The organism is Mycolicibacterium vulneris (assembly GCF_002104765.1).
In the GTDB taxonomy this organism is placed as follows: domain Bacteria; phylum Actinomycetota; class Actinomycetes; order Mycobacteriales; family Mycobacteriaceae; genus Mycobacterium; species Mycobacterium vulneris.
Genome location: NZ_NCXM01000028.1, coordinates 49,254 through 71,781 on the forward strand (window position 1 = coordinate 49,254; position 22,528 = coordinate 71,781).

At 67.6% G+C, this 22,528-nt stretch carries 22 protein-coding genes and 1 pseudogene; 12 read left to right on the forward strand and 11 right to left on the reverse strand.

Annotated elements, in window-relative coordinates:
- Positions 1–70 precede the first annotated feature (70 nt).
- From groES to B8W69_RS22975, 3 genes are all read left to right on the forward strand, one after another.
- The gene (groES, locus tag B8W69_RS22965) at positions 71–373 is read left to right on the forward strand and encodes a co-chaperone GroES (protein WP_007773431.1); all 303 of its coding nucleotides are present in this window, start codon (positions 71–73) and stop codon (positions 371–373) included.
- A gap of 80 nt (positions 374–453) precedes the next feature.
- Positions 454–2,070, forward strand: coding sequence for a chaperonin GroEL (gene groL, locus B8W69_RS22970; RefSeq protein WP_085292059.1), 1,617 nt, complete (start codon positions 454–456; stop codon positions 2,068–2,070).
- Between the two features lie 135 nt (positions 2,071–2,205).
- Positions 2,206–3,306 (forward strand): ferritin-like domain-containing protein, encoded by a 1,101-nt coding sequence (locus tag B8W69_RS22975; protein WP_085292060.1) that lies wholly within the window; start codon positions 2,206–2,208, stop codon positions 3,304–3,306.
- Positions 3,307–3,317: 11 nt separating this feature from the next.
- Here the strand turns inward: B8W69_RS22975 and B8W69_RS22980 are convergent, their stop codons facing one another.
- Positions 3,318–4,109 carry a TetR family transcriptional regulator gene (locus B8W69_RS22980; protein ID WP_085292061.1) on the reverse strand — a complete coding sequence of 264 codons (792 nt, stop codon included), beginning with the start codon at positions 4,107–4,109 and terminating at the stop codon, positions 3,318–3,320.
- A gap of 77 nt (positions 4,110–4,186) precedes the next feature.
- Here B8W69_RS22980 and B8W69_RS22985 point away from each other — a divergent pair, with 77 nt between their 5' ends.
- Positions 4,187–5,395, forward strand: a complete 1,209-nt coding sequence (locus B8W69_RS22985) for an FAD-dependent oxidoreductase (RefSeq protein WP_085292062.1) — start codon at positions 4,187–4,189, stop codon at positions 5,393–5,395.
- A 7-nt stretch (positions 5,396–5,402) separates the two neighbouring features.
- Here B8W69_RS22985 and B8W69_RS22990 read toward each other — a convergent pair whose 3' ends face one another.
- On the reverse strand, positions 5,403–5,804 hold the full coding sequence (locus B8W69_RS22990) for a styrene oxide isomerase (RefSeq protein WP_085292063.1): 402 nt from the start codon (positions 5,802–5,804) through the stop codon (positions 5,403–5,405).
- A gap of 63 nt (positions 5,805–5,867) precedes the next feature.
- On the opposite strand from B8W69_RS22990, the gene B8W69_RS22995 reads away from it, so the two are divergent.
- A complete protein-coding gene (locus tag B8W69_RS22995; protein WP_085292064.1) occupies positions 5,868–6,290 on the forward strand; it encodes a Rid family hydrolase in 423 nt (140 codons plus the stop codon).
- A 1-nt stretch (position 6,291) separates the two neighbouring features.
- Here the strand turns inward: B8W69_RS22995 and B8W69_RS23000 are convergent.
- Positions 6,292–6,525 (reverse strand): annotated as a pseudogene (locus tag B8W69_RS23000) (superoxide dismutase family protein); the annotation flags it as partial.
- A gap of 20 nt (positions 6,526–6,545) precedes the next feature.
- Positions 6,546–6,854: a WhiB family transcriptional regulator gene (locus B8W69_RS23005; protein ID WP_085292065.1), complete on the reverse strand. Its 309-nt coding sequence runs from the start codon at positions 6,852–6,854 to the stop codon at positions 6,546–6,548.
- Positions 6,855–7,213: 359 nt separating this feature from the next.
- On the opposite strand from B8W69_RS23005, the gene B8W69_RS23010 reads away from it, so the two are divergent.
- From B8W69_RS23010 to B8W69_RS23020, 3 genes are all read left to right on the forward strand, one after another.
- Positions 7,214–8,038, forward strand: a complete 825-nt coding sequence (locus B8W69_RS23010; protein WP_110882030.1) for a hypothetical protein — start codon at positions 7,214–7,216, stop codon at positions 8,036–8,038.
- Between the two features lie 90 nt (positions 8,039–8,128).
- On the forward strand, positions 8,129–8,707 hold the full coding sequence (locus B8W69_RS23015; protein WP_040630965.1) for a sigma-70 family RNA polymerase sigma factor: 579 nt from the start codon (positions 8,129–8,131) through the stop codon (positions 8,705–8,707).
- Positions 8,694–9,464 carry an anti-sigma-D factor RsdA gene (locus B8W69_RS23020; protein WP_181447464.1) on the forward strand — a complete coding sequence of 257 codons (771 nt, stop codon included), beginning with the start codon at positions 8,694–8,696 and terminating at the stop codon, positions 9,462–9,464. The genes B8W69_RS23015 and B8W69_RS23020 overlap by 14 nt, the downstream gene beginning before the upstream one ends.
- Before the next feature lie 6 nt (positions 9,465–9,470).
- Here the strand turns inward: B8W69_RS23020 and B8W69_RS23025 are convergent, their stop codons facing one another.
- Positions 9,471–9,884 carry a DUF5319 domain-containing protein gene (locus B8W69_RS23025; RefSeq protein WP_007773416.1) on the reverse strand — a complete coding sequence of 138 codons (414 nt, stop codon included), beginning with the start codon at positions 9,882–9,884 and terminating at the stop codon, positions 9,471–9,473.
- Positions 9,885–10,046: 162 nt separating this feature from the next.
- Here B8W69_RS23025 and guaB point away from each other — a divergent pair, with 162 nt between their 5' ends.
- Genes guaB through B8W69_RS23040 form a run of 3 tightly spaced genes read left to right on the forward strand, consistent with a single transcriptional unit; the run spans position 10,047 to position 14,563 of the window.
- Complete coding sequence (gene guaB / locus B8W69_RS23030; protein ID WP_085292068.1) at positions 10,047–11,642, forward strand: IMP dehydrogenase; 1,596 nt, start codon at positions 10,047–10,049, stop codon at positions 11,640–11,642.
- A gap of 7 nt (positions 11,643–11,649) precedes the next feature.
- Entirely contained in the window at positions 11,650–12,777 is a 1,128-nt protein-coding gene (locus B8W69_RS23035) for a GuaB3 family IMP dehydrogenase-related protein (protein ID WP_085292069.1), read from the forward strand.
- A gap of 49 nt (positions 12,778–12,826) precedes the next feature.
- The gene (locus B8W69_RS23040) at positions 12,827–14,563 is read left to right on the forward strand and encodes a GMC family oxidoreductase N-terminal domain-containing protein (RefSeq protein ID WP_085292070.1); all 1,737 of its coding nucleotides are present in this window, start codon (positions 12,827–12,829) and stop codon (positions 14,561–14,563) included.
- On the opposite strand, the gene B8W69_RS23045 is transcribed toward B8W69_RS23040, so the two are convergent.
- A complete protein-coding gene (locus B8W69_RS23045) occupies positions 14,560–15,462 on the reverse strand; it encodes a TauD/TfdA dioxygenase family protein (protein ID WP_085292071.1) in 903 nt (300 codons plus the stop codon). The genes B8W69_RS23040 and B8W69_RS23045 overlap by 4 nt on opposite strands.
- A 61-nt stretch (positions 15,463–15,523) precedes the next feature.
- Here B8W69_RS23045 and B8W69_RS23050 point away from each other — a divergent pair, with 61 nt between their 5' ends.
- Positions 15,524–16,099, forward strand: coding sequence for a TetR/AcrR family transcriptional regulator (locus B8W69_RS23050; protein WP_085292072.1), 576 nt, complete (start codon positions 15,524–15,526; stop codon positions 16,097–16,099).
- Here the strand turns inward: B8W69_RS23050 and B8W69_RS23055 are convergent.
- From B8W69_RS23055 to B8W69_RS23075, 5 genes are read right to left on the reverse strand one after another with little or no spacing between them, the layout of a single operon-like run.
- On the reverse strand, positions 16,093–18,474 hold the full coding sequence (locus B8W69_RS23055) for a glycoside hydrolase family 65 protein (RefSeq protein WP_085292073.1): 2,382 nt from the start codon (positions 18,472–18,474) through the stop codon (positions 16,093–16,095). The genes B8W69_RS23050 and B8W69_RS23055 overlap by 7 nt on opposite strands.
- Positions 18,471–19,277 (reverse strand): beta-phosphoglucomutase family hydrolase, encoded by an 807-nt coding sequence (locus B8W69_RS23060; RefSeq protein ID WP_245843346.1) that lies wholly within the window; start codon positions 19,275–19,277, stop codon positions 18,471–18,473. The genes B8W69_RS23055 and B8W69_RS23060 overlap by 4 nt, the downstream gene beginning before the upstream one ends.
- A gap of 23 nt (positions 19,278–19,300) precedes the next feature.
- Entirely contained in the window at positions 19,301–20,113 is an 813-nt protein-coding gene (locus B8W69_RS23065; protein WP_085292075.1) for a class I SAM-dependent methyltransferase, read from the reverse strand.
- Positions 20,110–20,940 carry a class I SAM-dependent methyltransferase gene (locus B8W69_RS23070; protein WP_085292076.1) on the reverse strand — a complete coding sequence of 277 codons (831 nt, stop codon included), beginning with the start codon at positions 20,938–20,940 and terminating at the stop codon, positions 20,110–20,112. The genes B8W69_RS23065 and B8W69_RS23070 overlap by 4 nt, the downstream gene beginning before the upstream one ends.
- Complete coding sequence (locus tag B8W69_RS23075) at positions 20,937–22,466, reverse strand: MFS transporter (RefSeq protein ID WP_085292077.1); 1,530 nt, start codon at positions 22,464–22,466, stop codon at positions 20,937–20,939. Before B8W69_RS23075 ends, B8W69_RS23070 begins: the two co-directional genes overlap by 4 nt.
- Between the last annotated feature and the right edge of the window lie 62 nt (positions 22,467–22,528).

The following is a 22,528-nucleotide window of genomic DNA, read 5'->3' on the forward strand; positions in this document are numbered from 1 at the left end:
ACCCGTGCCGGCCGTCAACTCCGGTCCGGGGATGTCCCGGACCCGACCCAAACACTGGAGGGCTCCAATCGTGGCGAAGGTGAAGATCAAGCCACTCGAGGACAAGATTCTCGTGCAGGCCAACGAGGCCGAGACCACGACCGCGTCTGGTCTGGTCATTCCTGACACCGCCAAGGAGAAGCCGCAGGAAGGCACCGTCGTCGCAGTCGGCCCCGGCCGGTGGGACGAAGACGGCGCGAAGCGCATCCCGCTGGACGTCTCGGAAGGCGACACCGTCATCTACAGCAAGTACGGCGGCACCGAGATCAAGTACGGCGGCGAGGAGTACCTGATCCTGTCGGCACGCGACGTGCTGGCTGTCGTCTCCAAGTAATAACCGTGTTCCGCCCCGGCGATCCCCGCGCTTTGCGTGGGTGATTTCCGGGGCGGCATGCGTTTGGGTGAAGGAGCCTGATGAGCAAGATTATTGAGTACGACGAGACAGCGCGTCGCGCCATCGAGGCCGGCGTGAACACGCTCGCCGATGCGGTGCGCGTGACGCTCGGGCCGCGCGGCCGGCATGTGGTGCTGGCCAAGGCATTCGGCGGGCCCGCGGTCACCAACGACGGCGTGACCGTCGCGCGCGAGATCGACCTGGAAGACCCGTTCGAGAACCTGGGCGCCCAGCTGGTGAAGTCGGTGGCGACCAAGACCAACGACGTCGCCGGCGACGGCACCACGACGGCGACCGTGCTGGCGCAGGCGCTGGTCAAGGGCGGCCTGCGACTGGTCGCGGCCGGCGCCAACCCTATCGAGCTGGGGGCGGGCATCGGCAGGGCCGCCGACGCGGTGTCCGAGGCGCTGCTGGCGTCGGCCACCCCCGTCTCCGGCAAGGACGCGATCGCGCAGGTGGCGACCGTGTCGTCGCGCGACCAGCTGCTGGGTGAGCTGGTCGGCGAAGCGATGACCAAGGTCGGCACCGACGGCGTGGTGAGCGTCGAAGAATCCTCGACCCTGAACACCGAGCTCGAGTTCACCGAGGGCGTCGGTTTCGACAAGGGTTTCCTGTCGGCGTATTTCGTCACCGACTTCGACGCCCAGCAGGCCGTGCTGGACGACCCGTTGATCCTGTTGCACCAGGACAAGATCAGCTCGCTGCCCGACCTGCTGCCCTTGCTGGAGAAGGTCGCCGAATCGGGCAAGCCGCTGCTGATCATCGCCGAGGACGTCGAGGGCGAGGCGCTGGCGACCCTGGTCGTCAACTCCATTCGCAAGACGCTCAAGGCCGTCGCGGTCAAGGCGCCGTTCTTCGGTGACCGCCGCAAGGCGTTCCTCGAGGACCTGGCGGTGGTGACCGGTGGCCAGGTGATCAACCCAGACGCGGGCCTATTGCTGCGTGAGGTCGGCATGGACGTGCTGGGCTCGGCCCGTCGCGTGGTCGTCAGCAAGGACGACACCGTCATCGTCGACGGCGGCGGCGCGAAGGATGCGGTCGCCAACCGGATCAAGCAGCTGCGCGCCGAGATCGAGGCGAGTGACTCCGAGTGGGACCGCGAGAAGCTGCAGGAGCGGCTGGCCAAGCTGGCCGGCGGCGTGGCCGTGATCCAAGTGGGCGCGGCCACCGAAACCGCGCTCAAGGAACGCAAGGAAAGCGTCGAGGATGCCGTCGCGGCGGCCAAGGCCGCGGTCGAGGAGGGCATCGTCGCGGGCGGTGGCTCCGCGTTGCTGCAGACCCGAAAGGCGCTGGAAAAGCTCCGCAAGTCGCTGAGCGGCGATCAGGCGCTGGCCGTCGACGTCTTCTCCGAGGCGTTGGCGGCGCCGCTGTACTGGATCGCCGCCAACGCCGGGCTCGACGGCGCGGTCGCCGTGCACAAGGTGACCGAGCTGCCCAACGGCCACGGGCTGAACGCCGACAAACTGACCTACGGAGACTTGATCGCCGACGGCGTCATCGACCCGGTCAAGGTCACCCGCTCGGCGGTGGTCAACGCGGCCTCGGTGGCCCGGATGGTCCTCACCACCGAAACGGCGATTGTCGAGAAACCGGCCGAGGAGGCCAACGACCACGGCCACGGCCATCACCACCACTAGGTAGTGCCGAAGAAACACCCCCGGCCTGATGGCCGGGGGTGTTTTGCATTCAGGGTTGACAGCGCGGCCGAACCCGGCACAATGTGATGCACGTCATATGACCACTGGTCACACCGGGCAGAAAGGCGGCCGCGCATGACCACGAGGGACAAGTACACCGAAGTGCCCGCGCCCTACTCATGGGAGGTCCCCAGTGCCGGTGACGCGCGCTTTACCTGGGAGTACGACGACGGGCGCGCCCGGCTGCTTTCCCTCTACCAAAAGGGGAAGGACAAGCAGTGGGATGCCCAGTCGCGCATCGACTGGGCGCAAGACGTCGACCCGATGAACCCGGTCGGGCTGCCTGACGAGTTCCATCCGCTGTTCGGCAGTCCGATGTGGGACTCCGCAGACGACGCACGTCGCGCCGAGATGCGCCAGCACTTCCAGGCCTGGCAGCTCTCGCAGTTCCTGCATGGGGAGCAGGGTGCGATGGTGTGCGCGGCCAAGATCGTCGAGGTCGTCCCGGACCTGGACGCGAAGTTCTACGCGGCCACCCAGACCATGGACGAGGCCCGGCACGTCGAGGCGTTCTCGCGGTTCCTGCAGGACAAGGTCGACGTGGTCTACCCGATCAACAAGCACCTGACCGCATTGCTCGACGACACATTGCGCGACTCGCGCTGGGACATGCCCTACCTGGGCATGCAAGTCCTCATCGAAGGGCTGGCGCTCGCCGCCTTCGGGGTGCTGCGTGACATGTCGGCGCCGGGCTCACTGGCCAAGTCCGTGCTGGCTTATGTCATGCAGGACGAGGCCAGGCATGTCGCGTTCGGCCGAATCTCGCTGAAGGACTATTACTCCGCACTGACCGAGGCCGAGCGGGACGAGCGCGAAGAGTTCGTCGTGGACGACTGTTACCTGATGCGCGACCGGTTCCGCGGCGAGGAGGTCTTCGAGACCCTGGGCATGGACGTCAAAGCGTGTGCCGAGTGGGTCGACACGTCGCCGCTGATGATCCAGTTCCGCTCGCACCTGTTCAGCCGGATCGTGCCGATCGTCAAGGACATCGGGTTGTGGGGCGACAAGGTGCAGGGGGCCTTCAGGGACATGGGTGTGCTCGACATGGCCGGCTCCGACATCGAGGCGTTGATGAAGGCCGACGAGGATCAGGCCGCCGCGCTGGACCAGGCACACGCCGAGATGGCCGCCCGAGCCGTCGAGGTGGACGAGGTGATCGCGGCGGGCGCGAGCTGATCCAGGGGAAATTACGTCGCGACGGCGCGGACGAACGCATCGGCGAGAACTTCTGTGGCGGTGTCGATTTCGGGCAGCGGCCACGCGACGACATTCGGCAAAACCGGTCGGGTCAGCAGGTGGATCATGATGGGTCCCAGGAGTAGCTGGGCCAGTAGCGGCATGGGCAACTCGCGGATGCGTCCGGCACGGATCTCGGCTTCGAACCAGCGACCGAGCACGCCGAGCATGCGCGGGGCGCCGTAGGCCGCCAGCGATTGCACGGCGGGACTTGTCGGCCGTGCGAAGGCCTCGGCGAATATCGCTGGGGCGACGCGGGGTTCGCGGCTCAGCGCGTTCGCCACGGTCCGGTAGAACCCCCGCACCGTTTCGGGCAGCTCACCGTCGGCACCCGCGAGGTATTCCTCGATGTCGCGGACCGGGCTGTGCTGCTCGAAGACCGCTCGCATCAACTCGTCGCGCCCGCCGAACACCGCGTGCAAGCTGTAGACCGAGCAATGTGCCCGAGCGGCAACGGCTTCCAATGTTGCTGCGGCAAGGCCGGATTCGCCGATCAACGACGCGGCGGCGGCCACGGCACGGATGCGGACGGGGGGCAGGCCGCCGGGGTCGACTCCGGCGGCGCGGATGGCCTCGTTCAGGGCGGTGCGTGAGCCGCCGAAGCGGCGCAACAGGGTGCTTCGCGAGATCCCGGCCTCGGTGGCGATCCTGGCGACGGAAACGTCGGCCACGTCCTTGCCCAGCTTTTCCGCGGCGCGCAGTGCGGCCTCCACCACCTGGGGCGGCGACACCTGCCGAGCCATACCGCCCCCTCCACCGCTATGAACGTTACTTGATGTAGCCTGCAATTCTATTCCACACTCCATGAGGAGTCGCGACCATGACGCAAGTGATGGAGACCCAGGTGTGCGTTGCCGGCGGCGGGCCGGCCGGCATGGTGCACGCCCTCCTGCTCGCCCGGGCCGGAATCCGGGTCGTCGTCCTGGAAAAGCACAACGACTTCCTGCGCGACTTCCGCGGTGACACCGTGCACCCGACCACCCTGCGGATCATGGACGAGCTGGGGTTTATCGACGAGTTCCTGCGGTTGCCGCACACCAAGATCGACCGCGTCGCCTTCGACACCGACGGCTCGATTCGCACCTTCGGCAACTTCAAGGTCCTCAAGTGGCTCGGTTTCAGGCAGCCCTATATCGCCATGATGCCGCAGTGGGACTTTCTCGACTTCATAGCCGAAAAGGCGTCTGCCTACCCCGAATTCACCCTGGTCCGCAATGCGGAGGTCACCGACCTGGTATTCGACGGCGACCGGGTGACCGGGGTGCGCACGCCGAATCTGGAGGTGCGTGCCGAGCTGGTGGTAGCCGCGGACGGACGCAAGTCGGCGGTGCGCGCGGCGGCGGGGCTGCAGATCGCCGCGGCGCACTCGCCGATGGACGTGCTGTGGTTCCGGTTGAAGTGGCGCCCCGGTGACCCTCAGGAATTGTTCGGCGTGGCCCGTAAAGGCCTGATGATGGTCATGATCTACCGGGGCGACTATTGGCAAGTCGCCTATCTGATGCCAAAGGGCTCGAATCCCCGCGGCGGATCACTGGAGGAGTTCAAGGAGCGGATGGTCACCGCGCAGCCGCGGCTGCGCGAGCATGTCGATGACCTGAGCTCGTGGGACGACACCAGCGAGCTCGACGTGCGAGTGGACCGGCTCGAGGCGTGGTGGCGTACCGGGTTGCTGTGCATCGGCGATGCCGCGCATGCCATGTCGCCGGCCGGCGGCGTCGGAATCAACCTCGCCGTCGCCGATGCGGTGGCCGCGGCCAACATCTTGTGCGCTCCGCTTCGCGGTGGTCGGCTGACCGACAAAGATCTCGCCAGGGTGCAGCGGCGACGCGAACTGCCCACCCGTATCGTCCAGGCTTTTCAGGTGCTCGTGCAGGACAATGTGGTCGCTCCCAATCTGAACGGTGACTTGTCCCCGATTCGCGTGCCGAAGATCGTGGGATTCGGTCCACTGCAAGCGATTCCGCCGATTTTGGTCGGTCGCGGTTTCCGTCCGGAGCATGTCCGTACGCCCGACGTGCACGCCGTCTAGTGGGGTGTCATAGCCCGATGATGACGATGACCACGCCGGCGATCGACGCCACTGCGAGCGACAGCAACAGAAAGCTGACGATCCACTCCTTTGGCGCTGAGGCCTCGTGGTCGCCCGCCGCGATCGGCGCTAGTTTGCGGCCGGCGCCCCATGCCGCCGCGAGCAGGGTTGCCAGCCAGTTCGTGTAGGCGGCGTACACGATCAGCACCGCCGCCGTGACTGCCCACGCGTGGGGCAGGTGGATGTGCGGCCAGAGCAGGCCGAGCAGCACGAGGAACATGCCGTTGAGGACGGCTTCGAGGTGACTCGACAGCCCCATGCGCGGGTTCTTGAGCGCGGCGACGGCGAACCCGGTGAGCAGTCCGAGCAGGAACAGGACCAGCCCGAGCGTGAACAGCAGTGTCTGCATGCCAGCACCTTAAAGGCCTCTGGCCGCGGGCGCGTTTGATTGCCGGCGACGAAGATGGCTCGCATGGGTAGGCCGATATTTTCTGTCACTCCCGGCTATGGCGACCATCAGCTGCGGAAGTTCCACTATTCACAAGTCGTGAGGTACGGGGACCTAGTAGAGACCGCCGGTCAAGGCGGTTGGGACGAGCACTGGCGCTATCCCGAGTCAGTGCGCGACCAAGTCGTTCAGGCCTTCGACAATGTCGAACGGACATTGGCGACAGCCGGAGCCTCCTGGCGCGACGTGGTGCACGTGCACTCCTACCACCTGCCGGACGCGGACGGCCAGATCGGGTCCGAGCACCTGGACACCATGGTCGAACAGTTCCGTCGGCGCATGGGCGACCGCGCGCCCTTGTGGACATGCATCGGCGTCGCCGCTTTGGCGAGTCCGAAGATGCGCGTCGAGATTCAAGCCACCGCCATCCTTGCGGACCAAGACTGAGCGGAGTGGTCGACGAGGTCGTCGACGAGGACGCCGCGATCACACCGCAGGCCAACCGCTTGCCGGACTCTGCCGTGGGGGCGGTGCTGCCCAGATTGTCCGCGGTCTGGTGGATGATCAGCGCGGTGCCCGAGCTGTTCCTCAGGTCGGCGGAGGTGAACGCATTACTGGTGGTGACCAGTTTCGCGGAGCCGTCGGAGCGCACCTGCAAGGCAGTCAGGTCGCCCTTCGGCGGCCGTTGGGCCGTAAGCGTTCTCAGGCCGAGCGGCGGATGGTGCGACCGCGCCCGATGTCGCCCTTGAGCAGCAGGTCGCGTTCGGACTCCGACAGACCGCCCCAAACCCCGTAGGGCTCACCGACTTCGAGGGCGTGCGAGCGGCACTCCTGGATCACCGGGCACTTCCGGCACATTTCCTTCGCGCGCTGCTCGCGTTGCATGCGGGCCCGGCCGCGCTCACCGTCGGGGTGGAAGAACATCGATGAGTCAACGCCGCGGCACAAGCCCTGCAGTTGCCAATTCCAGATGTCGGCGTTGGGTCCAGGTAGCTGTTCCGGCTGTGGCATTGGTTCGTTCCCTCTCTGTACCGCTCGCTCGAGGTCAGGTTCGTGAAAGCGGTTGGGTGCAACTTAAATTAAGTGGAGTGGGGTCACCGATGACTACCCGTCATGCGTAGACGTTAGGGCGGACGGTGAATTTCCGTCAATAGGCACTTAGCCCGGCAAAGTATGTGCGCTATGGAGCAGAATTAACTTTGCGTTCACCTCGAAGGAAATGGTGAAGCCCATGCCGTGCTACCAGGCAGTTGACCGAAACGAGATTTCCCAGCTCAGCGCCGGGGAGGGGGATAAGGCGACTTTATCCATGGGCTATAGTGATTAACGGTTCGGTAACATGAAGACCACAAACTGTTTACTACATCATTGTGATTGAAACTCGTCACACTTCCTTGATTGGGCGGCGGTTGGCCGACGTCGCCTTCGGGGGTCTGCCCGGCAGCTGGCCGCTGCCGTCGGCGACGACACCGACCCAGCTGTGGCTGCGCGCCGTCGCGGCCGGGGGACAGGGTCGCTACGGCGCCGCCTTCCGCGACCTCGCGGTGCTGCGGCGCAGCGCGCCGGCCGGGCGGCTGGTGTCGTTGGGCATGAGCACCCACGGGTCGTTCCTGCGCCAACTCGGTTGGCACAGCGTGGCCCGAGGCTGGGACGGGCGCGCCCTGGCGCTGGCCGGCGACGACCCCGAGGCTCGCGCCGACGCCCTCATCGGGCTGGCCGCCGACGCGTTGGGCGTCGGGCGCTTCGCGGCCGCGGCGGCGCTGCTGGAGCGCACCGATCCGCTGCTGGCGTCGCCGAAATCCGCGGTGCCCGACCGGCTGCTGGTGCGCCGGCGCTGGGTGGCCGCCGAGCTCGCGATGGCCCGCGGCGACGGCGCCGCCGCCGTCCGGCACGCCGGAGAAGGCGTCGAGCTGGCGGCGGCCATGACCGTCGCGTCGCCGCGGCACCGGGTCAAAAGCGACGTGGTGCTGGCCGCCGCGCTGTGCTGCGCGGGCAACCTCGAGCGCGCCCGCACGGTCGCCGACGCCGCGCTGGCGACCACCGGCGAATTAGGGCTGCTACCACTTCGTTGGGCGCTGGCCTGCTTGCTGATCGATATCGAAAGTGTCACGTTTCCAGCACATCAGCTGCACGAAATCCGAGATGTCTGCGCAGGCCAGGTGCGGCGCGCCGGTGGAACGTGGCGTTCCGCTTAAAACGGCCCTCCGCCCGTTATTGTCATTTCGTTAGTTAGCCCGGTTGGCCCGCGATGTGTCCGCTTCGTAACGTTGGAGATATCACCGTCGATGACAATTCCAGCAGGGGAACGTCTCGACGCTGTGGTCGCCCAAGCCGTTACCGGAGACCACAACGCATTGAGGGAGGTGCTGGAGACCATCCGTCCGATCGTCGTGCGATATTGCCGAGCGCGTGTCGGCACCGTCGATCGGGGTGGCCTGTCAGCGGATGACGTGGCACAGGAGGTGTGCTTGGCGACTATCACGGCGCTGCCGCGTTATCGCGATCGCGGGCGTCCCTTCCTGGCCTTCCTGTACGGCATAGCGGCCCACAAGGTCGCAGACGCCCACCGGGCCGCCGGACGCGACCTCGCCTATCCCACCGAAACGATTCCCGACCGCTGGTCGAACGACGCTGGACCCGAACAGCTTGCGATTGAAGCCGATTCGGTGAGCCGGATGAGCGAACTGCTCGAGATCCTGCCCGCCAAGCAGCGCGAGATCCTGATCCTGCGCGTCGTCGTCGGGCTGTCCGCCGAGGAGACCGCGGCCGCGGTCGGCAGTACCACCGGGGCGGTCCGGGTCGCCCAGCACCGCGCGCTGTCGCGGCTGAAGTCCGAAATGATTGCGGCAGGTGACTGTGCCTGAATCCCTGGATGAATTCGCCCGCACCGATCTGCTGCTCGATGCGCTCGCCCAGCGCCGGCCGGTGGACGTCGAGGACCCCGACATCGATGTGCTGACCGGCCTGCTGGAGGACTGGCGCGACAACCTGAGGTGGCCGCCGGCCAGCGCGCTGGTGACCCCCGAAGAGGCGGTCAACGCGTTGCGCACCGGATTGGCCGAGCGCCGCCGCGGCAGCCATCGTGGCCTGGCCGTCGTCGGCTCGGTCGCCGCGGCGCTGATGGTGCTCAGTGGATTCGGTGCCATGGTGGTCGAGGCCCGGCCCGGCGGCACCCTGTACGGGCTGCACGCGATGTTCTTCGACCAGCCCCAGGTGCACGGAAGCCAGGAGATGCTGGCCGCCAAGGCCGACCTGGCGAAGGTCCAGGAATCGATCGACCGGGGTCAATGGGACCAGGCCAAGAATCAGCTGATCGAGGTGAGCAGCCTGGTGCAGTCGATCGACGACCCGGCCAGCAAACAAGACCTGATGAATCAGCTGAAGCTGTTGAACGCCAAGGTCGATGCGCGCGACCCGAATGCCACGTTGCCGGTCGCTTCGCCGCCGGCGGCGCCACCCGGGCCGGCCACCGCGATCCCGGCGGCGCCGCCCGCCGCCTCGATCGCGCCGTCGAAGGACGCGACACCGGCGCCGCTCAGCCCGCCGAGCCCGTCAGTGGGCAAGCATCACCATCACGGCCAGACGCCACCCCCGGTGGCGCCGTTGACTCCGAATCAGTGAGCCGAGTCAGTGCCGGCGGTGGAAACCGTCGGCGTCTGACGTCGCTTCGTTGAGCGAGGCGTCGGCGTAGCCCCGGCAGTAATCCCACGTGACGTAGGCATCCGGCTCGGGGTCATAGGCGGGCTCGTGCGGACGCACGGTGCCGTCGATCAGCAGCTGCAGCAGGTTGGCGCGCAGCATGTCCCAGTCGTGGTAGTGATCCTGCTGACATTCGTCGCAGCACACCACGAGTCCGCGAATACCCTTATGCGCCAGCAGCGCTTCGTACACGGCCAGATCGGCAAGGTCGGCCTCGACGGCCATCCGCTCTTGCTGATCCAGGGGCTGGCCCGGCTCGACGGCTTCCAGTGCCGCCGACGGATCACAGGGGTCGTCGGCGAAAGGGTCGGGCGGCAAACCCGGTGGGAGGTGGTCGCGCACGCCCTCTAGCCTACGCAGCCCGCCCGGGATAACGCCAGCAGGGAGCCCGCCCCGCCATGCCGCGCCGTTTAGTGCGCGCGGCGCGCCCGAGCAAGCGAACGACAGCGAGAGGCGAGCCGATAGGATGGGTTTTTACGCCGCATCGTATGGAGGGCCCCACTGATGACCCGTGGCACGTCCCACCTGGAAGACAGCTCCGACCTCGTCGGCAGTGCGTATGTGCGGGTGGGTGGCCTGGTCGACGACCCGCTGCCCACCGGAGGTGACAACCCGCACAAGATCGCCATGCTCGGGCTGACCTTCGACGACGTGCTGCTGCTGCCCGCGGCCTCCGACGTCGTCCCCGCAACCGCGGACACTTCCAGCCAGCTCACCCGGAAGATCAGGCTCAAGGTGCCACTGGTGAGTTCGGCGATGGACACGGTCACCGAGTCGCGGATGGCCATCGCTATGGCCCGGGCCGGCGGCATGGGTGTGCTGCACCGCAACCTGCCGGTCGCCGAGCAGGCCGGCCAGGTCGAAATGGTCAAGCGCTCGGAGGCCGGCATGGTCACCGACCCCGTCACCTGCCGCCCGGACAACACCCTGGCCCAGGTCGACGCGATGTGCGCGCGGTTCCGGATCTCCGGCCTGCCGGTGGTCGACGAATCGGGCGCGCTGGTCGGCATCATCACCAACCGCGACATGCGGTTCGAGGTCGACCAGACCAAGAAGGTCGCCGAGGTGATGACCAAGGCCCCGCTGATCACCGCCCAGGAGGGTGTGTCCGCCGACGCGGCGCTGGGCCTGTTGCGGCGCCACAAGATCGAGAAGCTGCCCATCGTCGACGGCCACGGCCGGCTGACCGGGCTGATCACCGTCAAGGATTTCGTCAAGACCGAACAACACCCGTTGGCCACCAAGGACAGCGACGGCCGGCTGCTGGTCGGTGCGGCCGTCGGCGTCGGCGGTGACGCCTGGGTGCGCGCCATGATGCTGGTCGACGCCGGGGTGGACGTGCTGATCGTGGACACCGCGCACGCACACAACCGGCTGGTGCTCGACATGGTCGGCAAGCTCAAGGCCGAGGTGGGCGAGAAGGTCGAGGTGATCGGCGGCAACGTCGCCACCCGTTCGGCGGCCGCGGCCCTGGTCGCCGCCGGCGCCGACGCAGTCAAGGTGGGCGTCGGGCCCGGCTCGATCTGCACCACCCGGGTGGTGGCCGGCGTCGGCGCACCACAGATCACGGCGATTCTGGAGGCGGTCGCGGCCTGCGGCCCGGCGGGCGTGCCGGTGATCGCCGACGGCGGGCTGCAGTACTCCGGCGACATCGCCAAGGCGCTGGCCGCCGGCGCGTCGACGGCCATGCTGGGCTCGCTGCTGGCGGGCACCGCCGAGGCCCCCGGCGAGCTGATCTTCGTCAACGGCAAGCAGTTCAAGAGCTACCGCGGGATGGGGTCGTTGGGAGCCATGGCCGGCCGGGGGTCGGGCAGCGGAAAGTCGTACTCCAAGGACCGCTACTTCGCCGACGACGCGCTCTCCGAAGACAAGCTGGTGCCGGAGGGCATCGAGGGCCGGGTGCCCTTCCGCGGCCCGCTGTCCTCGGTGATCCACCAGCTGACCGGCGGCCTGCGCGCGGCGATGGGCTACACCGGTTCGCCGAGCATCGAGGCGCTGCAACAGGCGCAGTTCGTCCGGATCACAGCGGCGGGCTTGAGGGAAAGCCACCCGCACGACGTCGCCATGACGGTCGAAGCCCCCAACTACTACGCACGCTGAGGCCCAGATGGTCGAGATCGGGATGGGCCGCGTCGCCCGTCGCAGCTATGAACTGAGCGAAGTCAGCATCGTGGCCTCCCGGCGCACCCGCTCGTCGCAGGACGTGTCGACCGCCTGGCAGCTGGACGCGTACCGGTTCGAGATCCCGGTGCTGGCGCATCCGACCGATGCGCTGGTGTCGCCGGAGTTCGCGATCGAGCTCGGCAAGCTCGGCGGCCTGGGCGTGCTCAACGGCGAGGGGCTGATCGGCCGGCACGCCGACGTCGAGTCCAAGATCGCGCAACTGGTCGAGGCCGCCAGCAAGGAGCCCGAGCCGTCGGCGGCGATCCGGCTGCTGCAGGAGTTCCACGCGGCCCCGCTCAATCCGGACCTGCTGGGCTCCGCGGTCGCCCGGATCCGGGAGGCCGGGGTCACCACCGCGGTGCGGGTCAGCCCGCAGAACGCCCAGGCGCTGACGCCGGTGCTGGTGCAGGCCGGCATCGACCTGCTGGTCATCCAGGGCACCATCGTCTCGGCCGAACGGGTGGCCAGCGACGGTGAACCGCTGAACCTCAAGACCTTCATCTCCGAGCTCGACGTGCCGGTGGTCGCCGGCGGGGTGCAAGACCACCGCACCGCGCTGCATCTGATGCGCACCGGCGCCGCCGGCGTCATCGTCGGCTACGGCGCGACGAGGGGCGTGACCACCAGCGACGAGGTGCTGGGCATCAGCGTGCCGATGGCCACCGCGATCGCCGACGCCGCCGCCGCGCGGCGCGAGTACCTCGATGAGACCGGCGGCCGCTACGTGCACGTGCTGGCCGACGGCGACATCCACACCTCCGGCGAGTTGGCGAAGGCGATCGCCTGCGGCGCCGACGCGGTGGTGCTGGGCACGCCGCTCGCCGAGTCCGCCGAGGCGCTGGGCGAGGGGTGGTTCTGGCCGGCCGCTGCGGCACACCCGTCGCTGCCGCGCGGGGCGCTGCTGCAGATCGCCGTCGACGAGCGCCCGCCGCTGCACCAGGTGCTCAACGGCCCCTCCGACGACCCGTTCGGCAGCCTCAACCTGGTCGGCGGGCTGCGGCGGTCGATGGCCAAGGCGGGCTACTGCGACCTCAAGGAGTTCCAGAAGGTCGGCCTGACCGTCGGTAGCTAACCCGGAGGCCGTTGGCTTGTTACCCAACCGGCAACGCCATACTGGTGCGATGAAGCCGGATTACGACGTACTGATCATCGGTTCGGGTTTCGGGGGGAGCGTCAGCGCGTTGCGGCTGACCGAAAAGGGCTACCGCGTCGGCGTATTGGAGGCCGGGCGGCGGTACTCCGACGAAGATTTCGCCGAGACGTCCTGGGATCTGCGTAAGTTTTTGTGGGCGCCGAAGCTGGGTTGCTACGGGATTCAGCGCATCCACCCGCTGAAGAACGTGTTGATCCTGGCCGGCGCCGGGGTGGGCGGCGGCTCGCTGAACTACGCCAACACGCTGTACGTGCCGCCCGATCCGTTCTTCAACGACCAGCAGTGGAAGCACATCACCGACTGGCGCGACGAGCTGATGCCGCACTACGACCAGGCGCGACGGATGCTCGGCGTGGTGGAGAACCCGACCTTCACCGATGCCGATCGCATCGTCAAACAGGTCGCCGACGAGATGGGCTGCGGCGACACGTTCGTGCCGACGCCCGTCGGAGTGTTCTTCGGTCCCGACGGCACCAAGGCCCCGGGCAAGACGGTGCCGGACCCGTACTTCGGCGGTGTCGGACCGGAGCGCACCGGCTGCCTGGAGTGCGGAGCCTGCATGACTGGCTGTCGCTACGGCGCCAAGAACACCCTGCTGAAGAACTACCTCGCCCTCGCGGAATCATCTGGCGCGCAAGTGATTCCGATGACGACGGTGAAGCGCTTCGAGCAGCGTCCCGACGGTCTCTGGGAGGTTCGCACGGTGCGCACCGGAAGCTGGCTGCGCCGCGACCGGCAAACCTACACGGCGAAGCATGTGGTCCTGGCCGCCGGAACCTGGGGCACTCAGCATCTGCTGTTCAACATGCGCGATCAGGGTTTGCTGCCCCGGCTGTCGAATCGGCTGGGCATGCTCACCCGCACCAACTCCGAGTCGATCGTCGGCGCCGGAAAGCTCGAGGTCGACCCGAACCTCGACCTGACGCACGGGGTGGCGATCACGTCGTCGATCCACCCGACGCCGGACACGCACATCGAACCGGTCCGCTACGGCAAAGGCTCCAACGCGATGGGGCTGCTGCAGACGCTGATGACCGACGGACACGGCCCCGAAGGCACCGACGTGCCCCGCTGGAAGCAGCTGATCGAGGCCGCGCGCGAGGACCCGCGCGGCACGCTGCGACTGCTCAATCCGCGCCAGTGGAGCGAGCGCACCATGATCGCACTGGTGATGCAGCACCTGGACAACTCGATCACCACGTTCACCAAGCGCGGCAAGCTGGGCATCCGCTGGTACACCAGCAAACAGGGCCACGGCGAGCCCAACCCGACGTGGATCCCGGTCGGCAACGACGTCACCCGCCGCATCGCCGCCAAGATCGACGGCGTCGCCGGTGGCACCTGGGGAGAGCTGTTCAACATCCCGCTGACCGCGCACTTCCTCGGCGGCGCGGTGATCGGCGACAACGCCGACCACGGGGTCATCGACCCGTACCACCGGGTCTACGGCTACCCGACGCTGTTCGTGGTGGACGGCGCGGCCATCTCGGCGAACCTGGGCGTCAACCCCTCGTTGTCAATTACCGCCCAGGCCGAGCGAGCCGCGTCGTTGTGGCCGAACAACGGCGAGAACGACCAACGCCCGATGCAGGGCGAGCCGTATCGCCGGCTGGAGCCGATCGCGCCCAAGGCGCCCGTGGTGCCGGCCGAGGCGCCGGGCGCGCTGCGCTGGCTGCCGATCAATCCGGTCAGCTCCGCGAGCTAACAGGCAATCGCCTGCAGCGGTGCGCCGCTGACCACCCGGCTGCGCTCGCCGCGCACGTTGACCGGTACATCGCCCATCAGGGTGATGCGGTGCATCAGCCGGGGCTGGTCGTCGTAGTCGTCGATCGCCCGGTGTTGGGTCGCGCGGTTGTCCCACATCGCGACGTCACCGTGTGCCCAGTTCCAGCAAATGGTGTTCTCCGGCAAGGTGATTCGGCGCTGTAGCAATTCCAGTAGGGTGCTGGATTCGTGGCTGTCCAGGCCGACGAAGCCGCGCACGAAGTCACCGGCCAGCAGGGTGCGCTCACCGGTCTCCGGGTGCACCCGCACCACGGGGTGCTCGGTGCGAAAGTCCGGCTTTTCGAACGCCTGCCGGAACGAGCGCTGCGTGTCGCTCATCGACAGCACCGCTTCGGTGGTCACGTAGTCGTAGCGGTTGGTGTGTAGCGCCCAGAGATTTTCCACCAGACATTTGAGCGGCTCGGGCAGGTGCTCATAGGCCGCCGCGGTCGACGCCCACAGTGTTGAGCCGCCATAGGTCGGCAGCGTGACCGCGCGCAGGATCGACGCCGCGGGATAGTTGGCGGCGAACGTGACGTCGGTGTGCCAGCGGTTCGCCTTGCCGTATTCGGAGTCGATCGGGGTGATCACCGGGACGTGCCGGGCGGCCAGTGCGCCGGCGGCCGGGTGGCCGATCGGCGTGCCCAGCAGCTCGGCGAACGCGAGCTGCTGCTCGTCGTCGAGGTGGTGCTGATGACGGAAGAAGATCACCTTGTGGGCCAACAGCGCCCGGCGGATCTTCTCGACCGCGTCCTCGTCGAGGTCGCCGCCGAGGCGAACCCCGTCCACCCGGGCGCCGATCCGGCTGCCCAACTTGGTGACGGTTATCTGACCTGTCATTTTCGTCTTCCTTGGCTCAAAACCGGTGTAGTCAGGTGACTACATTTGGTAGTGTAGTCAGATGACTACAACTTCCGCAACGGGCAGCGGGAAAATGCCCACCGGGCGCGCGGAAGTGGCCGCGGCGATCCTGGAGGCCGCCACCGACCTGTTCGCCGAGCGCGGTCCGGCCGCGACATCCATCCGCGACATCGCCGCGCGATCCAACGTCAACCACGGGCTGGTGTTCCGCCACTTCGGCACCAAGGAGCAACTGGTCGGCGCCGTGCTCGATCACCTGGGGGCCAACCTGAACGCCCTGCTGAGCACGGATGCGCCGGCGGCCGTGCTGCAGAGTTCCCTGGACCGGCAGATGCGGGTGATGGCCCGCACCGTCCTCGACGGCTATCCGGCCGGCCAGCTGCAGAAACGTTTTCCCAACATCGCGACGCTGCTCGACGGGGTGCGGCCGCTGTACGACGACGAGGTCAAGGCCCGGCTCGCGGTCGCCAATGCCCTTGCCCTGCAATTCGGTTGGCGGCTGTTCGCGCCAATCCTTCGCTCTGCCACCGGGATCGAAGACCTGACGGATGACGAGATACGCGAGGCGACCGGCGCCGAGGTGCAGCGGATTCTCGGGCCCGCCGACCCTCAGTGACCCCCGGACAGGCTGCCCCGCGACAGCGCCCGCCGGTGTATGGGCTCGCGGCCGGGCGGCTGCTGCGGCGGCGGCAGCAGCGGCTTGCGGGGCCGCACCGCGACCGTGGTCGCGGATTCGGTGTTCAACTCGATCTCTTCGCCGGCATGCCGAATCCTCAGCTCGCCGCCGGGCCCGTCGCGCAGTGTGTAGGTCACATCGTCGTGGTTGATGTCGACGGTGACCCGGAAGTCGCGCCAGCGCAACCGGAACCGGAGCCGTGAAATGTCATCGGGCAGTTGGGGATCCAGCGACAGGATGCCCTCGTCGTCGCGCAGGCCGCCGAACCCGGCCACCAGTGCGGTCCAGGCGCCGGCGAGCGAGGCCATGTGCAAGCCATCGCGGGTGTTGTGGTGCAGATCGCGCAGATCGATCAGGGCGGCCTCGTACGCGTAGTCGTGCGCGAGGTCCATATGCCCGACCTCGGCGCACATCACCGCCTGCGTGCAGGCCGACAGCGACGAGTCGCGGACCATCCGCGGCTCGTAGTAGTCGACGTTGCGGGCCTTCTGCTCGGGCGTGAACGCGTGGCTCTGCCAATGCATCGCCAGCACCAGATCGGCCTGCTTGATCACCTGCGCGGGGTACAGCCGCACGTAGGCCTCGTGCAACAGCAGCGGGTAGGTGGTGTTGCGTTCGAAGTCCCATTCGGCGTAGGTGGTGAAGCCTTCGCACTGCTGATGGACCCCCAGGCCGGAGTCGTACGGGATGTTGGCGGCCTCGGCGGCATCGCGCCAGGATGCCGTCTCCTCGGTGGTGACCTCCAGCGCCTTGGCCACATCGGGGTGGCGGTTGCAGGCGTCGGCGGCGACGTGCAGGTTGTGCGCGGCCATCAGGTTGGTGAAGGCGTTGTCGCGCACGATCGCCGTGTATTCGTCGGGGCCGGTGACACCGTCGAGGTGCCAGACGCCGTGCCGGTCGTGATGGCCCAGGGACATCCAGAGTCGGGCGGTCTCGACCAGCACCTGCACGCCGCACTCGGCCTCCAGGTCGTGGTCTCCGGTGACGATGCGGTAGCGCTCGAAGGCCATCGCGATGTCGGCGTTGATGTGCCAGGCCGCGGTGCCGGCCGGCCAGTAGGCCGAGCACTCCTGTCCGCGGATGGTCCGCCACGGGAAGGCGGCGCCCTGCAGGCCCAATTCGGCCGCCCGCTCCTTGGCCAGGTCCAGGGTGGAGGCGCGCCAGCGCAGGGCGTCGGCCACCGTGTGCGGCGCGGTGTAGGTGAGCACCGGCAACACATAACCCTCGGTGTCCCAGAAGGCGTGGCCGTCATAGCCGGTTCCGGTGAGTCCCTTGGCGGCGATTGCGCGGCGTTCGGCGCGGGCGCTGGCCTGCAGCAGGTGAAAGAGCCCGAATCGCACGGCCTGCTGCGATTCTGAGTCGCCCTCGACCTCGACGTCGGCGCAATCCCAGAAATCGTCGAGGTAGGCCCGCTGCGAATCCAGCAGCCCCTGCCAGCCGGTGTAGCGACCACTGTGCAGCGCGGCGGCGACCTGGTCGCGCAGTGCTGGACGCGAACGCATGCTCGACCAGCCGTACGCGATGTATTTGACGATGCGTAACTTCTGTCCCTCGCGGAGCCCGCAGATGACGGTGGTCCGCGCCAGGTCGGCGCGCGCATCCGTGCTGAACTCCACGCGCCCTTCGACGTCGATTTCGTGATCCATGCCGGCGGCCATCATCAGCGCGCTGCTGCGCGTGCGGTGCATGAGAACCGCTCCGGTGTCGGTGTTTTCGTGGGCGATCTCTTCGAGGGGGTTCTCCAGGATGGCCGACACCCGGGGGTCACCGGAGGTCTGCGGCTGGTCCTCGTTGGTGACCAGCTCGGACTGCACGGTCACCCGGGCGAACTCGCCGACCGCTTCCACGCAGTACTCGATGGCGGCGAGGCCCCGCTGGGCCAGTGATACCAGCCGGGTGGAGACCACCTTGACCTCTTTGCCGGCGGGGGAGCGCCAGTGCGCGGTGCGGGTCAGCGTTCCGGCGCGCAGGTCCAGATCCCGCTCGTGGGAGAGCAATTCGCCGTAGCGGACGTCGAATGGCTCGTCCTCGACCAGCAGCCGGATGATCTTGCCGTTCGTGACGTCGACGAGTGTCTGGCCGGCTTCCGGGTAGCCGTAACCCGCCTCGGCGTACGGCAGCGGACGTATCTCGTAGAAGGAGTTCAGGTAGGTGCCCGGCAGGCCGTACGGCTCGCCCTCGTCGAGGTTGCCGCGCAGCCCGATGTGCCCGTTGGACAGGGTGAACAGGGATTCGGACTGGGCCAACAGGTTGAGGTCGAGCTGGGTCTCGCGCACGTGCCAGGGGTCAACGGGAAACGATTCGTCGGTGATCATGACTGCAGCAGCTCGGCGAGGTCGGTGACCACCACGTCGGCGCCGTTGCGGCGCAAATCCTCGGCTTGGCCCACCCGGTCTACACCTACCACGAACCCGAAGTTACCCGCCCGGCCGGCTTCCACCCCGGATAAGGCGTCCTCGAACACGGCCGCGGCGTCGGCCGGGACGTCGAGCAGCTGCGCCCCGCGCAGGTAGGAGTCTGGGGCCGGCTTGCCGGCGATGTGCTCGTCGCGCAGCGTGATGCCGTCCACCCGCTTCTGCACGAACCGGTCCAGGCCGGTGATCTCGAGGACGTCGCGGGTGTTGGCGCTCGACGACACCACGGCGACGCCCAGCCCCGCGGCCGACACCGCCTCGAGGTAGCGCCGCGATCCCTCGAACACCTTGACGCCGTCCTCCTTCAAGACCTTCTGGAACATCTCGTTCTTGCGGTTGCCCAGGCCGTAGATCGTCTCGGCGTCGTCGGGATCGTCGGGGCTGCCGTCGGGCAGATGGATGTCGCGGCTCTCCAGAAACGAGCGCACGCCGTCCTCGCGCTTCTTGCCGTCGACGTATTCGCGGTAGTCCGCGGCCTCGTCGAAGGGAACGAACTTGTCGCCGGTGCGCTTGGCCCGGTCCGACAGGTAGGCGTCGAACATGGCCTTCCAGGCCTTGGTGTGCACACTGGCGGTGTCGGTGAGCACGCCGTCGAGGTCGAACAGGCAGGCACGCACTTTCTCTGGCAGACCCAGCGCTGAGCTCACCGGCGGTCCTCGCTTCCTGGTCTCGGGGACTGGTTTAACCGATACCCACTTCACCATGCCCGCTATGCGTATCGCCAGGTTCACGAGCCGATTGCCGTCGCGACGCCCTGAATCGCGCGAAGTCTTCCGTCGGCCAGCGCTCGGGTGAGGTTTTCGGCCTTGCGGCCGAAGTCGGTGACGAACGCGTGCAGGCCCAGTGGTTGGGGCGGCTGCGCCAGCAACGCCTGCATGAGCGAGCTCGCGGTCTCGGTGAGGTCGTTCCAGTGCTGCACCGCAAACCCCGCGGAGGTGACCAGGGTGCGCAGCTCGTCGGGGGTCACCAGGTGACTGCGGGCGGGTGCGTCGGCCCAGGGCAGCGGGAAGTCGAGTGCGCTACCGTCGCCAATGGTCAAGTCCCACAGCGCAAGCCGACCGCCGGGTGTGAGTACCCGGCGGGCCTCGCCGTACAGACGCGCCTTATCGGCCACGTTCATCTGCACATGCTGACTGACCACCACGTCGACGAAGCCGTGGGGGAGCGGCAAGGCGGTGACGTCGCCCTGCCGGACGGTGATCGAATCGTCAAACCCGACAAGTCGATTGAGCCAGCGGTGCGTGTCGCAGTACTCGGCGGTGAGATCAACGGCGGTGACCGCGCAGCCGTAGTGGTCGGCGAGGTAGCGCGCGGTGCCACCGATCCCGCTGCCCGCGTCGAGAACCCGGCTATCGCCGGTGATTCCGGTCAGCTCCAGCAACTGGGCGGTGGCGAAGCGGCCCATGGTGTGGAAGTCCTCCAGTGCGCCCAGGTCCGCGGGCGCCAGGTCGTCGAGGTCCTTTCCGGCGTCGAGCAGTGCCCGCTCGATGCTGGGCCGCGAAAGCCCCGTCGAGTACTGGTTTTCGATGGTCTCGCTCACTTCCGAACCTCCGCCCATGCGGTGATCATCGGTGGCATCGCGATAAGCGCGTTGACCGCGAGCGCCTGCTCGCGGAATCGCGGAACGAAACCGTCGATGTCGGTCACCTCGTCGATGGCGAAGCCGTGTTGTTCGGCGACCGGGGACACCAGTCGCCAGACTTCCGCGGCATAGGCCAGCAGGTCGACGTCATCGGCGGTACCGATCGGCGTGCCCTGGGTGAGGCGTGGGGCGCCCAGGCCGGCGTCGGCGAAGACGGTGTGCAGCGTGTTGCCGAACGCGGCGCTGAGCCCCATGGTCTCGAAGGCGCGCACGATCCCCGCCGTCACCTGATCGAACAGGGGCATGTTCGGGATGCTGTGCGTCGCCGTGATGTCGTTCTCGGAGAACGCGACGACCCCGCCCGGGCGCACGAAGGAGACGAGGTGCCGCAGCGTTGCGGACGGATCGGGCAAATGCATCAGAATCAGCCGGCCGACTACCGCGTCGACCGGTTCGTCCAGTGCGATCGAGTCCACCGCGGACTGCATGAAATGCACCATAGCCAAGCCTTTTTCGGCGGCACGAGCGCGAGCGAGCTCGACCATCGCGGGTTCGGCGTCGATGCCGAGAACGGTCCCGGTTGGGCCGACCATCCGGGCGGCGACAAATGAAACGTCACCGGGCCCGGATCCGATGTCGAGCACCCGCATGCCCGGCCGCAGCCCAGCGAGCCGCAGCGCGTGCTCGGTGTAGTCGTCGTAAAGCCGTCCCTGCAGGAGGAGTCGCTGCACCTCCGCGTCGGCGTGGCCGAGAACGTATGTGCTGCCCTGTGGTGCGATGCTCATCGGAGTGCCCTTTCCTGTTGACGCGCCGGTTCCCTGGCTGGGAGAAGCCAGCCGACGACGATCGCCGCGCCCAGCGCGATGCCGGCGCACAGCAGCGAGCTGACCTGCAGCCCGTCCAGGAACGCGCGATCGACCGCGGCGCGCACATGTGCGGCCTGCTGCGCGGGTAAATGCTGAATGACTGTGTGCGCCACGGCCATCGAATGACGCATGGCATCGGCGGGCAATCCCGTCAGCGCGGATGCGCCGAGGTGGCCCGAGTACACCGAGGCGAAGATGCTGCCGGCGATGGCCACTCCGAGCGTGCCCCCGAGTTCGCGCGTGGTGTCGTTCACGGCCGAGCCGACCCCAGCTTTGTCGGCGGACAGCGATCCCATGATCGCCTCGGTGGCCGGCGAAAAAGTCAGGCCGAGGCCGCCGCCGAGCAGCAGCATCTGTGTGGCGATCTGGGTGTAGGGCGTGGCGGCGTCGGCAGTGGACGCCCAGGCCAGGCCGGCGGCGAACACGGCCAGGCCTGTGGAGACGACGGCGGTGGTGCCGATCCGTTCCACCAGCCGGGGGCCCGCAACGCTGGCCAGTGCGATCGACGCGGCGACCGGCAGCAGTCGCACGCCGCTCTCAAAGGCGGTGTAGTCCTTGATGAATTGGAAGTACTGGGTGATGACGAAGATGAAGCCGAACAGCGTCAGGAACCCCGCCGTCACCGCCAGGCTGCCGCCGGAGAACCGGCGGTTCAAAAAGACCGAGACGTCGAGCATAGGGTGGGGGCTGCGCAGTTCCCAGCGCGCAAACGCGGCGAGAACGATTGCGGCGAGCGAGAATCCGGCCATGGTCCGGCCGTCGGTCCATCCCCAGGTCGGCGCCTCGATGACGGTGTAGACGAGCGTGGTGATCCCGGTCGCGGACAGGATCAAGCCGGGGACGTCGACGCGGGGCGCCGCCGGGTCGCGCGAGCTCGGAACGAACAACGTGGTGCCGATGATGGCCAGCGCCGCGATCGGAATGTTCACCATGAAGATCGACCCCCACCAGAAGTGTTCGAGGAGCCAGCCGCCGCTGATCGGCCCCACGGCCACCCCGACGCCAACCATGGCCGCCCACAGCCCTATTGCCTTGGCGCGCGGTACGGGGTCGGTGAATATGTTGGTGATCAGTCCCAGGGTGGTCGGGAATATCACCGCCGCGCCCACTCCCATGGCCGCGCGCGCTGCGATCAATGCATCCGCCGAATTCACTTGTGCCGCAACCGCAGAAGTGACGGCGAACAGCGCGAGCCCAGAATTCAGCCAGCCTCGCCTGCCGTAGCGGTCGGACAGGCTGCCCGCCGAGAGCAGCAGGCCGGACATCACCAGGGTGTAGGCATCGACGATCCATTGCAGTTGGGCGGTATCGGCGCCGAGTTCACGCGACAGCGTGGGCAGCGCGACGTTGACGATGGTGGCGTCGACGCTGATCACGAAGACGCCGAGGCAGATGACGGCGAGCGCGGCAATGGGGTGATCCCGGAACGCTGGTTCGGTACGCATGAACAAGACGGTAAAGCTTAAAGACAAACAAATCAAGTGGTCAGTTGAAAAAATTGTCTGCC